The sequence below is a fragment of the Longispora fulva genome (genome assembly GCF_015751905.1).
Classification (GTDB): Bacteria; Actinomycetota; Actinomycetes; order Mycobacteriales; family Micromonosporaceae; genus Longispora; species Longispora fulva.
In genome coordinates, this window is the sequence record NZ_JADOUF010000001.1 from 1,115,745 (window position 1) to 1,130,024 (window position 14,280).

11 protein-coding genes are annotated in these 14,280 nt (G+C 73.8%); 2 read left to right on the plus strand and 9 right to left on the minus strand.

The window, feature by feature from the left end; translation table 11 throughout:
• The first annotated feature begins 52 nt into the window (after nt 1–52).
• The gene (locus IW245_RS04885) at nt 53–1,075 is read left to right on the plus strand and encodes a phosphotransferase family protein (protein WP_231398665.1); all 1,023 of its coding nucleotides are present in this window, start codon (nt 53–55) and stop codon (nt 1,073–1,075) included.
• A 57-nt stretch (nt 1,076–1,132) separates the two neighbouring features.
• Here the strand turns inward: IW245_RS04885 and IW245_RS04890 are convergent, their stop codons facing one another.
• A complete protein-coding gene (locus IW245_RS04890; RefSeq protein WP_197002001.1) occupies nt 1,133–2,521 on the minus strand; it encodes a hypothetical protein in 1,389 nt (462 codons plus the stop codon).
• A 284-nt stretch (nt 2,522–2,805) separates the two neighbouring features.
• Between IW245_RS04890 and IW245_RS04895 the strand changes: the two genes are divergently transcribed.
• Nucleotides 2,806–4,173 (plus strand): sigma 54-interacting transcriptional regulator, encoded by a 1,368-nt coding sequence (locus IW245_RS04895; protein ID WP_197008324.1) that lies wholly within the window; start codon nt 2,806–2,808, stop codon nt 4,171–4,173.
• 80 nt (nt 4,174–4,253) lie between these two features.
• Here the strand turns inward: IW245_RS04895 and IW245_RS04900 are convergent, their stop codons facing one another.
• From IW245_RS04900 to IW245_RS04935, 8 genes are all read right to left on the minus strand, one after another.
• Complete coding sequence (locus IW245_RS04900) at nt 4,254–5,021, minus strand: amidohydrolase family protein (RefSeq protein WP_197002002.1); 768 nt, start codon at nt 5,019–5,021, stop codon at nt 4,254–4,256.
• Nucleotides 5,018–6,256 carry a PLP-dependent aminotransferase family protein gene (locus IW245_RS04905; protein ID WP_197002003.1) on the minus strand — a complete coding sequence of 413 codons (1,239 nt, stop codon included), beginning with the start codon at nt 6,254–6,256 and terminating at the stop codon, nt 5,018–5,020. Before IW245_RS04905 ends, IW245_RS04900 begins: the two co-directional genes overlap by 4 nt.
• Nucleotides 6,256–8,088, minus strand: a complete 1,833-nt coding sequence (locus IW245_RS04910) for a hypothetical protein (protein WP_197002004.1) — start codon at nt 8,086–8,088, stop codon at nt 6,256–6,258. The genes IW245_RS04905 and IW245_RS04910 overlap by 1 nt, the downstream gene beginning before the upstream one ends.
• Nucleotides 8,085–9,356: a hypothetical protein gene (locus IW245_RS04915; RefSeq protein ID WP_197002005.1), complete on the minus strand. Its 1,272-nt coding sequence runs from the start codon at nt 9,354–9,356 to the stop codon at nt 8,085–8,087. The genes IW245_RS04910 and IW245_RS04915 overlap by 4 nt, the downstream gene beginning before the upstream one ends.
• 1 nt (nt 9,357) lies before the next feature.
• Nucleotides 9,358–10,227, minus strand: coding sequence for a hypothetical protein (locus IW245_RS04920; RefSeq protein ID WP_197002006.1), 870 nt, complete (start codon nt 10,225–10,227; stop codon nt 9,358–9,360).
• Between the two features lie 9 nt (nt 10,228–10,236).
• Nucleotides 10,237–10,830, minus strand: a complete 594-nt coding sequence (locus tag IW245_RS04925) for a hypothetical protein (RefSeq protein WP_197002007.1) — start codon at nt 10,828–10,830, stop codon at nt 10,237–10,239.
• Nucleotides 10,831–11,054: 224 nt separating this feature from the next.
• Nucleotides 11,055–12,275, minus strand: coding sequence for an RNA polymerase factor sigma-54 (locus IW245_RS04930; protein ID WP_197002008.1), 1,221 nt, complete (start codon nt 12,273–12,275; stop codon nt 11,055–11,057).
• Nucleotides 12,276–12,375: 100 nt separating this feature from the next.
• Nucleotides 12,376–14,190, minus strand: a complete 1,815-nt coding sequence (locus IW245_RS04935; protein WP_197002009.1) for a ricin-type beta-trefoil lectin domain protein — start codon at nt 14,188–14,190, stop codon at nt 12,376–12,378.
• Between the last annotated feature and the right edge of the window lie 90 nt (nt 14,191–14,280).

Below are 14,280 nucleotides of genomic sequence, written 5' to 3' on the forward strand. Positions count from 1 at the left end.
CACTGTGTCCACCACCCGGAACAACGGCCGACACCGGCCCGAGGGTGCGGCCTTGACCACCCGCCACCGCGCGACCACGCTGGGGGCACACGGTGGACACGGGGGGACGATGGAGCGCGGGTTCGTCGAGCGGGAGCACGTGGCCGGGGTGGTCCGGGCGGCACTCGGGCAGGGAAGACACGCGCGCGAGGTGCTGCGCCTGCGCGGCGGTTCCAAGAAAGGGGTCTACCGCCTCGTCCTCGACGACGCGTCCACCGTGGTGCTCTACGTGTGGCACCCGGACGAGAACTACTGGCCGGCCGCCGACGAGGACCCGGCGGACCTCTTCGCCGAGGCCTCCGGCGCTGACCTGTTCGGGGCGGCCCACGCCCAGCTGACGGCCCTCGGCGTCCGCACGCCCAGCGTGCACCTCCTCGACCGGAGCCGGGCCCACTACCCGGCCGACGTCGCCGTCGTCGAGGACGTCCGGGGCGCGACCCTGCAGGCGCTGCTGGAGCGCGACCCGGCCGCAGCCGGGCCGACGATGGCGAAGCTGGCCACAGCACTGGACCGGATGCGCGGCTCCGCGGGAACCCGGATCGGCCGGCCCGCCGCGCCGGGCCCGCGGGACGGCGACTGCGCGCGGATCGTGCTCGACCGCGCGGTCCGCCACCTCGCGGAGGCCGCCGAGCGGGTGGCGGGGATCGCCGCGGCGCGCGACCGGGTGGCCGGCCGGCTCACGGAACTGGCGGCGGCCGTCCGGCCCCGCAGGGCGTACGGGCTCGTGCACGGCGAGCTGGGGCCCGACCACGTGCTGGTGGCCGACGACGGCGATCCGGTGCTGATCGACATCGAGGGCCTGATGTGGTTCGACGTCGAGTGGGAGCACGTGTTCCTCCGGCTCCGGTTCGGCGCCGACTACCGGTGGCTGGAGACGCCCGACCTCGACCCCGACCGGCTACGTCTCTACGACCTGGCGATGAACCTCTCTCTCGTGGCCGGCCCGCTGCGGCTGCTGGACGGGGACTTCCCGGACCGGGAGTTCATGCTGGACATCGCGGGGCACGCGACCCGGCGGGTGCTGGCCGCGCTGTAGACCGGTGTCCGTGGTGGACGGCCGCTCCGACCCGTGCCGGGTCGGAGCGGCCCGCCGTCAGACCCGGCGGAGCAGCGCGGCCGCCCGGATCAGCGGGCGCAGCTGTTCGCCGGACATGTCGCCCGGCGCGAGGTCGACCAGCTCGTCGAGCACGGTGCTCACCGCGTACGCGCGGGTGTAGCCGCCCCACACGTCGCCCGTGGCCCGGTCGTCGAGCCGGGCGAGGGCATCGGCGACCTGGTACCGGTCCCCGCCGGGTGCCAGCGCCGCGACCACGTCCGGGTGCGACAGCAGATCCGTCGCCTCGGTGTACTGCCGGTACAGCTCCCGGGCCCGCCAGTCCGCCAGCCCGCCCACCGCCGTGGTGAGCCGGGCGCGGATCCGAAGGCTGGCGGCGAGGACGGCCGACAGGGCCACGGAGTCGCCGACGTCCCCGTCGTACGCCTCGCGGTCCTCGTGGTCGAGGTACCTGCCGACGGACCTGATCAGGTCATTCCACAGCTCGGGGAAGTCGCCGGCCGAGCGGACCGAGCCGTAGAGGGTCGCGCGGGCCGGGGCGTCGAGGCGTTCGCCGCGCTGCCAGTGGCAGTACAGCAGAGCGTTGACCTTCTCGTCGGCGAACCGCAGCTCGCCGGCCTCCCAGCGCCGGACCAGCGACCGGGCCCCCTCGAACATGCCGAGGCCGTCGCCGAACGCCTCCATCTGCAGGACGGCACCGGCCGCCCGGGCGTCGCCCGCGCCGGTCTCCAGTACCGGGACCGGGCCCGTGACCGGGCCGAGCGGCGGGAGTTGCGGGCAGGGCTCGTCCCCGTCGGACGGGCGCAGCCGGTGGGCCGAGCGCAGTCCGGACAGCACGGACGCCAGAGACGCCCCGGCGTCGAGCTGGTGCGCCGCCCGCTCCAACTGCCCTGTCGTGTACTCCTCCGCCGGGAGGTACACCTTGCCCATGGCGTTGAGCAGCTTCGGCAGGGACCGGCTGGTGATCTTCGCCCGCAGCCACCACGCCAGGATCTGGTGCTGGTGCTGCCCGGGGCGCACGTCGAGGTGCTCGGCCCGCGCGAGGCTGACGACCTCCGCGCGGTGCCCGGGCAGGGCGGCGTCGGCGAGGAAGTCCTCGCACACGTCCTTCTCGAGTTCGGCCGCGTGTGACCGGAGGCCGGCGAGGACAGCTTCCAGCACCTGCTCCTTCGGAAGGGCGGCGGACTGGTCGCGCAGCAGGCCCTGCACGATCGGCGGGTGCCGCAGCAGCAGCCGGACCGCCGGCGACAGGTCGGTGCGGGCCGCGAGCCGGGCGGTGACGTCGCCGACCCTGGGCCCGGCGGGTGCGACAGCCTCGATCTCGCTCTCGAACGCCGCGACGCGTTCGGCGAGGTGCCGGGTGACCCGGGGGTCGAGATCGGCGGGTTCGGGCGCGGCGGTGCCGGCGCCCGGTAGGGGCTGGTTCATGGTGAGGCTCCTTCACAGCGTGGTGCGCTGGATGCGGGTTTCCGCTGAAGCCCCGTGCGACTCGGTCGCCGGCCCGCCGGTGTCGCCGGCGGCGCGTGGTCGACCCTGGTCACCGCGGGTGGCGGTGGAACGGGAGCCTGACAGCTCCCACGATCGCTCACCCTCTTTGTACCTTCGGGCAGACCTTCGCGCAATAGCTACCTTCCAGATGGAATTTCGTACTTTGCCATATTGGGGCGCATAGGCTCCCTTCGAAGAGACCATCAGGGTGGGGGCTGGCCGGCATGGGGGACTCGCAGGCGTGGATCAGGGGCCTGACACCCGCCTGCGAGTCCCTCGCCGACGACGTGGCGGCGGCGCTCCGCCAGACCGACGTGACCGTGCTGCCCCGCGCGCCCGACATCGACCACGTGCCCCGGGTGCTCGTCTGCGGGGCCGACTCCGGCGGTTTGGGCGCCGTGGTCCGCGACCTGTCCGAGGGCGGCAGGCACCGGCTGCTCGTCGTCGCCGGGGCGACCACGGCGATCTCCCCGGGGTCCACGTGGCGGCTGCTGCAACAGGGCGCGTCCGACGTGCTGGTCTGGGACGGGCAGCCCACGGCCCGGGTCGCCGCCGCCCGCCTGGACCGGTGGCGGGTCATCGACGAGCTGGTCGACTCCGCCCAGGTCCGCGACCGGCTGATCGGACGCAGCCCCTGCTGGCGGGCCGTCCTGCGCCGGGTCGTGGAGGTCGCCCGGTTCTCCACGTCGTTCGTGCTGGTCACCGGGGCGAGCGGCACCGGGAAGGAACTCGTGGCGAACCTGATCCACCAGCTCGACCCCCGCCCCGACAAGCGCGACCTCGTGGTCCTCGACTGCACCACCGTCGTGCCGACCCTGTCCGGCAGCGAGTTCTTCGGCCACGAGCGCGGCGCGTTCACCGGCGCGGTCGCGCCCAGGGACGGGGCCGTCGCCCTCGCCGACGGCGGCACCCTGTTCCTCGACGAGGTCGGCGAGCTGCCGGCGTCGTTGCAGGCGGAGCTGCTGCGGGTGGTGCAGGAGGGCGCGTACAAGCGGGTCGGCAGCAACGTGTGGCGGCGGACCCGGTTCCGGCTGGTGTGCGCCACGAACCGCGACCTCGTCGCCGAGCAGCAGGCCGGCCGGTTCCGCTCGGACCTGTACTACCGGATCAGCGCCGCCACGGTCTGGCTGCCCACCCTCGCCCAGCGCCCCGACGACGTGCTCCCACTGTTCCGGCACTTCCTCCGGGAGTTCCGCGCGGGGGAACCGGAGCCGCAGATCACCCCGGAGGTCGCGGAGGTGCTGCGGGCCCGGCAGTACCCGGGGAACGTTCGTGACCTGCGCCAGCTCGCGTTGCAGGTCGCCTTCCGGCACGTCGGCGACGGGCCGATCACCCCGGGCGACCTGCCGGAGGAGGAACGGCCGGTGGACGGTCGGGCCCCGGCGGACCCGGGGGAGCTGCTCGACGAGGCGGTCCGGCGCACCGTCGCCGCGGGGCTCGGGCTGCGCGAGATCCGCGACGCGGCGGCGGAGTCGGCGATCCGGGCGGCCCTCACCCAGACCGGCGGCCGGGTGGCGCTCGCCGCGCGGCTGCTCGGCGTCACCGACCGGGCGTTGCAGCTGCGCCGCAGCCGGGCGGCCGGGGGCACCTGACCGCCCGGCCTTCGACGGGAACGCCCCGGCCGCAGGAAAGGACTGGCCCAGGCGACCGGGCACGGCACCCAGCGGACCGGTCAGGTCGAGTGTGGCGGTGGGCCGGGTCGCCGGGGCCGGCGGGCCTTCGCCAACAGCCGGCGCAGATTGCCGCCCAGCACGAGGCGTTCGGCGGCCGGCGGGAGCCCGAGCGCGCGGACCTTGGCGAGTTCGAGGCCCGGGTGCAGCAGCGGGCCGTCGGTACCGAAGAGGATCTTGTGCGGTCCGGCGCGGCGCACCGCCTCGACCAAGAGGTCGAAGTAGCGCACCCCGGACGTGTCCGTGTGGACGTTGCGGTGCCGGGCGAGGATGTCGAGGAACTGCCGCTGCGCGGCCCAGTGGTCCGGGAAGGACCCCAGGTGCGGCACGACGAAATCCACATCCGGGTACTCGGCCGCCACCACCTCCAACGGCGCCACCTCCCCGAACGGGTCGTACAGCACGGGCAGCCGCCACCGCAGCGCCACCTCGCATAGTTCCCGGGTCAGCGGCCCGTCGTGCCGGTGCGCCTTGATCCCCCGGAACCCGTGCACCGTGACCGCCTCGCCAACCAGGTCCCCGATCCGCCCGGCGTCGGAGACCGTGTGCACGAACGCGAACCCGAGGAACCGTCGCCGGTCGGCGGCGACGATCCGAGCCACCTCGCGGTTGGCGGTGGCGTAGTCGGAGTGGAACGCGGCGAACAGGACGGTGCGGTCGATGCCGGCGGCGCGGGCCCGGCGCAGGTAGCCGTCCAGTGGGGCGGCGGTGTCCCATGGCCCGGTCAGGCCGTCGCCGTGCCCGGCGTGACAGTGACAGTCGATGATCACCGCGAGCCCCGGTCCGCCGCCCGGGCCCGCGCCTCCGCCCGCACGGCGTCCACCAGCGCCCGCGCCGCCACGTCGATGTCCGCCGGCCGGTGCCGGGCGGTCACGGCGAAGGTGACCGCAACCTCCCGGTGGCCGCCGACCCTGGCGAGCACCGCGCGCACCCCCGCCTCGCCCAGTCTCCGGTGGACGCCGGGGCCGGCCGCGCCGAGCGGTACCCGTTGGATCGGCAGCGGCCCGGCGCCCAGCGGCAGCCCCGCCGCGCGCACCCGGTGCCGGAACCGGCCGACCAGTCCGGCGAGCCGGACGCGCAGCCGGTCGCCGACCGCGTCGTTGCGGTCCAGCGCGTGCTCGGCGGCGCGCAGGTCCGCGCTGCTCGGCGGGCTGGTGTGCACCTGGGCCGGGCCCGACCGGGCCACCGCGGCGATCAGCTCGCCCGGCCCGACGACAGCGGCCACCGGCGCGCCGAACGCCTTGGCGAGGGAGGCCACGACGAGCACCCGGGCCGGGTCGACGCCGTGCCAACGGAGGGAGCCGCCACCGCCCAGGCCGTAGGGCGCGCGCCGGAGACCGGTTTCGTCCCACCCGTGGTCCGTGCCGCTGGCGGCGTCCCCGTCGACAGGTCCGTTCCCGGGTCGGTGGACGTCGCGTGGCGGACCGGACTGTCGGGTGCCCAGCAGGCCGAGCGCCTGGGTGTCGTCGAGGATCACCAGTCCGTCGTACGGCCGGAGTACCCGCAGGTAGGCGGCCAGTGGCACCGGCCCGCACGCCACGCACAGCCCGTCGGCCAGGACGACCGGCCGGTGTCGCGGATGGCGGGCGACGGCCACGGCGAGCGACGCCGGGTCGTGGTGTGCGAACGTGTCGACGGGACACCCGGCCCCGGCCGCGGCCCACCGCGCCACCGGGTACACACCGGAGTCGAGGAGCACCCGCCCGGTCCGGCCCGCCGCGCACGGCACGGCGTCGAGCAGGCCGTGCAGGGTCGAGCGGGCCAGTACGGCGGCCTCCCCGCCGGTCAGCCCGGCGAGGTCGCGGGCGACGCGCACCGCGGCGGCGGGGACGCCGAGGACCGCCGGGGCCCCGGTGGTGAGCCGCCGCCACGGACGCAGTTCCCCGCTCGGATGGACCATCCCGAGGAACAACGCCGAGGTGAAGTCGACGGCCCGCCCACCGGAGTGCCCGCTCCCCGCCGCGCCCGCGCGGTCCATCACGCCGGCCAGGCCCGCGCGGCCCATCACGCCCGCCGGGCCGCGCCGCCGCGCCGCTGCAACAGCGCGCTCGGCATCGCCCCGTTCACCCGCTCCGTGAGGTCCACCCCTGTCGCGGCCCGGTAGGCGTGCGCGTACCGCTGCAGTTCCGGCCGCCAGTACCGGGCCCAGTTGGCCGCCTCCTGCGGGTCGTTGAGAATCGACCAGTCGCCGTACCGGATGGACAGCAGGATCTGTTCCCCGTAGACGCCCATGTCCCGGAAGTGGGTGACGGTCACGTCCGTCCAGCCCTGCATCTGCTTCATGGTGTCGACCCGATCCATCCACTCCTCCTCGTAGGGCACCATGATCCGGCCGCCCATGAACTCGCGCATCTCCGGCCGGGCCAGCAGCCACTCCATGATCAGCATCTCGGCCCGCGCGGAGGACGGAAGGTCGCCGAACTGGTTGTGCGCGCCCTCCGCCAGCAGCAGGTGCGTCTCGCGCAGCGCGTTGAGCAGCGGGAACCCGTCGGCGAGCACCGTGGTGTCGTCATCCTCCTTGAAGAACACGTGCGCCAGGTGCAGCACGTTGTGGAACGACTCGATGAACTTGGACCGCCGGTCCACCACCTGCTCGTCGGGGATGGCCCGGCCGATCAGCCGCAGGCCGTACTCGTGCTCGTACTCGAAGGACCGGCGGCGCACCGTCAGCCGGCGGTACTCGTCGCTCGTCCATCCCCACAGCAGGTTCGACATCGGCCGCAGCGGATCCAGGTCGAACCGGACCAGGGGATCGCGCGCCCCGGCCACCCGCCGGTTCTCGAACCGGTTCATGATCGCGTTGAGGCTCTGGGCGAGCATGCCCTCCTCGTGCCAGTAGGACCAGATCAGCTCGATCGCCAGCGGTCCCGTGATGTGCGACTTGAGGATGCCGTAGCAGTTGTACGGCAGTTCCTTCGACGGCTTGAGCGGGATGTCGTTGAGCCGTTCCCTGATCAGTTTCAGGTACGGCAGGACCAGCACCCCCTCGTCCACCAGGCTCTCGTAGTAGTTGTCCCGGTACTGCCGGATGTCGTCCAGCTGGGCCGTGCCGCCGAGCCGGCGGGCCTCCTCCAGCCGCAGCTTCAGTTGCCGCTGGGGGTCGCTGAGCTGTTCGTCGATGCTCTGCATCGCCCGGTCGGAGTCGAGGACCCCGGTCTCGTGCATGAGGAACACGTCGGTGGTCCGCTTGAGCAGCGCGTACGCGTCAGGCCCCCGGGCGTCTCCGGCGGGTCCCGAGCACATCACCTTGTCGACCCACGGCTTGTACTGCCGGAAGCCGATCGCGTTGGTCCGGTTCCGGATGATCATCCAGAGGACCTGTCCGGGGGTCGGTTCGAGCGCGGTCCTCTGCAGGCTCACCGGCACCGCCCCGCCCCTGTCGCCGCTGCCGATCCCGGCCTCCACGAACAGCTCCCAGACCGTGGAACGCGACGGGCCGTCGGCTTTCAGCGCCGGTTCCGGCGCTGGCGTCTTGCCCTTGCCCGGGGCCTTGGGCGGCAGTTTCGTCGGAAACGCCTCCTCGTAGGCGTCGGTCGCCCCGTCGGCCGGGGGCGGAGGCTCCTCGCCCTCCTCGCGGATCTTCGGGGTCCGCACACAGTAGATCCGGTACAGCCCGCCCCGGACCTTGTCGGTGTCCCAGTCGAACACCATATCCCCGGGGTACTGCCGGTCCGAGTCGCTGAACGGCCCCTCCACGTGCCACCGGTAGAAGTAGGCGTCGGGGTCCCCGTGCGACATGCTGGCGGTGAAGGTGACGACCGTGCCCGCCCGTACCGGTCGGGTGTGGTTGCCCGTGACGGTGAACTCGTTGCCCTCGACGGTCAGGTTCGTGGTCATGGCTTGTTCTCCTCGATGGTGTGGGTGGAGCAGGCCGCGGCGGTGTCCAGGCTGCTGCGCAGCGCCCAGTGCGTGAGCAGCCGGCCGAGCAGCCTGCTCTCGGCCTCTGGCGTGATCAGGCCGGCGGCCCTGGCCTGCCCGACGGCGGCGAAGACGAGCGTCGGCGGTTGGGCCCCGAGTCCGGCCGGGCGGTCGCGGAAGGCGTGCCAGAACGCGAGCAGCCGTTCCGGCCGGCGGCTCGGCAGGACCAGATGGTCGCCGAGCGTCGCGCCCCCCAGGGCCGGCGGGCGGACGGCGAGCACGTGGTCGACGAAGGCGGGGATGCTGGCCTCCAGGCGGCCGAGCAGCTCCGCGTACCCGGGCGCGAGGCCGCGCGGCGGGTACAGCCCGCGCCACAGGGCGCTCAACGCGTCCCACTGCCGGTGCGGGTACAGGGCCCGGCCGAACGCGCAGCTGACCAGCACGCGCAGCCAGGGCACGGGATGCGGGTCGGCCCCGCCCGGGCGGAACACCGCCCACCGGGGCAGGCTGACCACGGCCATCAGGCCCAGGGTCGAGCCGGTCCCGAGCCGGGACACCGACCACAGGTCGGCGAGGATCTCCGAGATCCACCGGCTCCAGCTGGCCCACTCCGGGCCGGACCGGGCGGCCAGGGTCGGTCGGACGACCTCCACCAGGGACAGCAGCGCCGCCGCCTGGTGGCCGACCTCGTGCACGAGCGACGAGGCGATGCCGTGCCCGACCATCCGTTCCCGGGGTACCCGGATGATCGCCACCGGATTGGCCGCCCCGCCCGGCAGCTGGGTCCGCACCCGCCGGATCGCCGCGCCCGGCCCCCTGGCCAGATAGCAGGCGATCGGCGGCGCGTCGGGCAGCCGGAGCGCGTCGGTGGCCAGGACGTCCAGCCCGGACAGCCACACCCCGGTCGCGTGCTCGCTGCGTTGCGTGATTACCTCGGTGAACAGGTCGAACTGGGAGAGCACGTCGTTGAACCGCAGCCGCAGTAGCGTGAACCGGCGCTGCTGCTCCTCGGGGGCCGCCGCCCGGCCGGGTCCGGCGAGCCACCGCAGGTACCCGCCGATCAGTGCCCGCAGCTCGCGGCGCCCCCGGATCAGGAACTGGTCGATCGCTGACTGCGCGGTGGGGGCCAGCGCCGCCGCCGGCACCATCGTCTCGTGCACGGCGAACGGCCGCACTCGGTCGAGTCGGGTCACCAGTGCCCGGGCCTCCTGCTCGAGGTACCAGTGCGCGGTGCCGGCGGCGGACACGTCAGGCCCCGACCACGACGATCTTGCGCCCGCGCCGGTACCACCGGCCGGACATCGCCCGCCCCGCCGGGGCGCCGCCCTCCACGGCCGGGAACGCGGCGGCCCACCCGTCGAGCGCGCGGCTGATCGGGTCGACGAACACCGGCCGCCGCCCGGGCGGCAGCGGGCGCTTCGGCTTCGGCAGGAACGCCCAGGTCGTCCGCGCCGGTCCGACCGCTCCACCAGCGGGTCCGGCCCACCCGCCCGTCGGGCGCGACGACCCGGGCGCGGACCCGCCCTGGATGAGCCGCAGCAGTCCCGGCGCGTGTTTGCGGGCCGCGACGGCGACAGCCGTGTGGGCGACCTTGAGCGGTTGCATGCCGCGCGGCGCGCGGGCGGCGTGCTTGGCCGCTCCGGCCGACAGTCGGACGATCCTGCGGGCCACCTCGAAGTCGACCTCCTGGTCGGACATCGTCTCGCTGTCGATCTCGAAGAGTCCGGCGGCGGCCGAACCGAGCTGGGAACCGATCGCCGTGCCGATACCCGGGGCCACCCACGAGCCGAGCGCGCCGCCGACGACGGGCAGCGCCTTCTTCGCCACGTTCTTGAGGATGCCGCCCAAGGCCCGACCGGCGCTGGAGCGGGCGAAGTTGCCGACCCCGCGCACCGCCGAGCGGAACACGTTGCCGAGGAACTGGTCGAGTTCCTCCTCGTTGGCGACCTGCAACAGCTGGCCGGCCAGTTCGTTCTCCATCGCCCCGCCGAGTTCGGAGTCGACCTCCTCCTCTTCCTCGTAGTCGGCCTCCTCCTCGTAGTCGGCGAACTCGTCCTCGAAGTCGGCCTCTTCCTCGTAGTTCTCGCCGATCTCCCACTGCTGCGCGTAGCTGGACACTGTCTCCTCCTAGTTATCGAAGATCACGATGGTGCGGCCGTGGCGTTCCCAGCGCCCGGACCTGCGCCGACCGCCGCCTGACACCAGCCCGGGGGCGTTGTCGCGCGCGGCGGCCGCGATGGCGCGGCGCACCACGGCGGCGGCCGGCACGTGCGAGGGAGCCAGGGCGGCATTGCGGGCCGCCGCGTCGGCGAACCGGATGAAGCCCCGGGCCACCTCCCAGTCGCGGTCCTCCTGGCTGAGCCCTTCGACCTCCAGGCCGAAGACGTCGGCGGCGGCCTGCCCGACCCGGGCCCCGACGTCGCCGCCGCCGGGCACCGCCCACCCGCCGACGGCGCGGCCCACGATGGGCAGAGCGTCGCGGGCGGCCGACTTCAACACCCCGGTGAGCGCCTGGCCGGTGTCGGAGCGGAGGAACTGGCCGGCCGCGCTGGCCGCCCCCTTGACCAGGTCGCCGAGGAACTGGTCGAGTTCCTGGTCGCTGCCCAGCTCGAGGAGTGCCGAGGCGAGCTCGGACTCCTGCTGTTCGCCGAGCCCGGAGCCACCGGGGAGTTCCCCGGCGGCGTCCTCCTGCTCGTACACGGACCGATCCAGATCGTGCATGTCTGCCTCCTCGGCGTCCGGCGTCCCTGCCCTCCTTCACTGCAGGATTCGTGCCAGGGCGTCGACGCGGGGGCGGCTCCGCACGAGCGAACACCTTTTCGGGGGTACGGTGGCCGGGGCCCCGAATCTTCGTTCGGCCCGCTCCGGCCCGGTGGCTCGGCGGGCGGCGGCGGGGCGAGGCGGTGACGCGGCGGGCGGCGCGGCGAGGCGGGCGGCGCGGCGGGTCAGCGGTGCTGGGCGGGCGCGATCGCGAGCTGGCCCCGGTACTTCGCGACCGTGCGCCGCGACACCGGATACCCCCGCCGTGCCAGCTCCACGGCGAGCTCGCCGTCGGTGAGCGGCCGGTCCTCGGCGGCGACGAGGCGGGCGAGCAGTTCCCGGGTGCGGGTGCCGCCCCCGAAGAACGCGCCGAACGCCTCGGTCCGGCCGGCGGGCAGCAGCACGACCTTGTCGGCCACGGCCCGGCCCACGGTCGTCTCGTGCAGCCCCAGGTCCCGGGCGACGTCGGTGCGGCTCAGGGGCCGGTGCCCCGCCGGGCCGGTGCGCACGAAGCCGGCCTGCCGGCGGATGACGTACTCGGCGACCCGGCGCAGGGTGCCGGCCCGCCGGGAGAGCCGGGCGAGGAACTCGCGGGCGGCGGCCACCTGGGCCCGCACCGCGGAGCACTCCTCGGGGCTGAGCCCGACCGGCGCGGCGGCGAGCCGGGCGTACTCCCGGTTGATCCGCAGGTCCGCGCCCACGGCCGGCACGTCGACCTCCAGGGTGCCGCCCGGTCCGATCCGGACGACGACGTCCGGCGGGGCGGGGACGCCGGACCCCGAATCGGGCCCGGCGTGCGGGACGAGCCGGTGTTTGACGAAGTCCACGGCCGCCAGCACGTCGGCGACCGGGTGTCCCAGGGCGGCGGCGATCCGGTCGCACCGGCCGGCGGCCACGTCCCCGAGGTGCCCGGCGATGATCGGCCGCACCAGGTCCGGGGCCTGCACCGGCAGCGCGTCGAGGTGCAGCAGCAGCGCGTCGGCCAGGTCCGCGGCCCCGGTGCCGGGCGGCCCGACGGTCCGGATCGCCGCAAGCGCCCCGTCGACCCGGGCCACGTCCACGCCCAGCCACGCGGCGGCCTGCGCGGGGGTGCGCCCGAGCCAGCCGCGGCGGTCCAGGTCCGCGCACAGGTGCCCGGCGATCCACCGGTCGGCCCCGGGCAGCAGGACGGCGGCCTCGGCGAACAGGGTCTCCCAGCCCCGGCATCCGGCGGCCAGCTGGTCGGGGTCGGGGCCGGGGGCGTGCCCGCGCCGGTCGGCCGGGACGGACTCCAGCGCCGGGTTTCCGGCCAGTTCCCGGTCGATGTCGGCCACCAGCTCCGTCGCGGGCATGGCCAGCACGGTCGCGAGGGCCACCTGTTCGGCGTGCGCGCGCAGTTCGGTCGTCGGTCGGAGTACCAGGTCCACGGGACCAGCCTAGGGGTACTTTTCCGCTCGTACCCCAAATTGGAGGTTTTGCACGGAACCGCCCCGGCACCGTGGGGTGCCGGGGCGGTTCCGCTGGAGCTCAGGCCCCCGGAGGGGCGTCGAAGGGTGCGCTCCAGGTCTGGTTCGGCTGGTTGGTGCCGCAGGTGTACAGCGCGATCGTGGAGTTCTTGTCGCCCACGGCCCCGCCGAACACGTCCATGCACTTCGTGCCCACCGCCAGCTGCCCGGACCGCTTGTAGGTCCAGATCTGGCTGGCGTCGCCGGTGTTGCAGACGGCCATCTTCATGCCGGTGCCGTCGGCGGAGACGCAGTTGGCGGCGTTCTGGACGGACTGGATCTGACCGGTGGACAGCCGGCGCCACTGCTGGTTGGTGCCGCCGTGGCAGTCCCACAGCGCGACCTTGTTGCCGACCGCCGCGCCGGTGTACGCGTCCAGGCACAGGGCGTTGGCCTGGAACCCGGACTGCACGGCCTGGATCACGCCGGTCGGCGTCGCCCCGCCGCAGCTACCCGGGTCGATGGTGTACATCGCGTTGTCGTGCGAGCCGAGGCTCAGCGCGATCGAGCCGGTGACCGACTGGTTGGTGTGCGTCCACAGGTTGCGCGCGGTCCGCGAGCAGGTGAGGTTGCCGAAGCCGACCAGGCCCAGGTCCAGGGTGTAGTTGACGGTGGCGGCGCCCTTGTTGACCACGGTCACGGCGCGCTTGCCGCCGGCCAGCGGCTTGACCACGACGTCGACGCCGGTGTCGTTGTTCGCGGAGTCCTCACGCCGGGCGAGGTAGCCGCCGGCGCCGAGGGAGTCCTGGTCCACGGCGATGATGTCGGAGTTCTTCAGGATCGCCAGCTGGGCGGCGTAGGTGGTCGGGTCGGCGGCCATCTTGCGCACGTCCGTGCTGATCATCAGCGGGGAGCCCATCGCCGACCACAGCGCGAACTGGCTGCGCTGCTCGGCCAGGGTGAGCTGGTTGTTGTCCCCGATCAGCAGCATGTCGGCGTCGTTGGAGTTGCCGGGGGAGTTGTACCGGGCCAGGGCCACGGAGTCGGTGTAGTTCTGCAGGATCCCGCCCTCGTAGGCCTGCGAGGCCAGGGGCGCGTTCCACGCGGAGACCTGGGGGTTGTGCCACAGGGTGATGTCGGGGCTGACCCGCCACATCTGGCCGAGGCCGCGCACGTAGTTCATCGCGTCGTACTTCTGCGAGCTGTTCGGCGAGGCCCCCGCCGGCGCGGACTCGTTGAGCAGGATCTTGCGGCTGGTGTTCGCGGTCGCGGTCTTCAGCGCGTTGGCGAAGGTGGTCAGGACCTGCTGGCGGTTGTCGAACGTCGTCCCGCAGTTGTCGACCTTGATCGAGTCGGCGCCCCAGTACGCGAGGGAGTTCGCGTCGACCTGCTCGTGGCCGAGGATGCCGCCGGGCACGCCCTGGCAGGTGTTCACCCCGGAGGTGGTGTACAGGCCCATCTGCATGCCGAGGCCGTGCAGGTAGTTGCCGTAGTCGGTGAGCTCCCAGTCGAATCCCGGCTGGCTGCTGCCGCCCCAGGTGGCCGAGCCGTGCAGGTAACCGGCGGAGGTCCGCTGCATCCAACAGTCGTCGACCGTGAGGTTCGTGTACCCGGCCGCGACGAGGCCGGTGTCCGACATGGCCTTCGCCTGGTCCTGCATGAACTGCTGGAAGGAGTAGCCGCTGCTCGTGCCGTCGAGCCGCTGCTGCGCAGCACAGGTGAACCTGGCCCAGTTGTTGAAGCCCATGATCGGCTTCACGCCGATCGCCGTGCTGGTGTTCGCCGCGATCGGGTCCGCCTGCGACGCGCCGCCCGAGGCGACCAGCCCGGCCACGGTCAGGGCGGTGGCGGCGCCGCCGGCGAGCAGCCGGCGGGACCAGCTCCGTGGTGTCTTCATGCTCTCTCCTCGGGTGTGTCTGCAAAAATCTGCAATCCAACCCCCGATCTCTTGCAGATTTGAGCAGGGTGGCATGAGTCACAATACCTG

What these genes read in the sequence shown, in the direction of transcription:
- IW245_RS04890 (WP_197002001.1), bottom strand. Translation starts at nt 2,521, where the DNA reads ATGAACCAGCCCCTACCGGGCGCCGGCACCGCCGCGCCCGAACCCGCC.
- IW245_RS04905 (WP_197002003.1), bottom strand. Translation starts at nt 6,256, where the DNA reads ATGGGCCGCGCGGGCCTGGCCGGCGTGATGGACCGCGCGGGCGCGGCG.
- IW245_RS04910 (WP_197002004.1), bottom strand. Translation starts at nt 8,088, where the DNA reads ATGACCACGAACCTGACCGTCGAGGGCAACGAGTTCACCGTCACGGGC.
- IW245_RS04925 (WP_197002007.1), bottom strand. Translation starts at nt 10,830, where the DNA reads ATGCACGATCTGGATCGGTCCGTGTACGAGCAGGAGGACGCCGCCGGG.
- IW245_RS04935 (WP_197002009.1), bottom strand. Translation starts at nt 14,190, where the DNA reads ATGAAGACACCACGGAGCTGGTCCCGCCGGCTGCTCGCCGGCGGCGCC.
- IW245_RS04895 (WP_197008324.1), top strand. Translation starts at nt 2,806, where the DNA reads ATGGGGGACTCGCAGGCGTGGATCAGGGGCCTGACACCCGCCTGCGAG.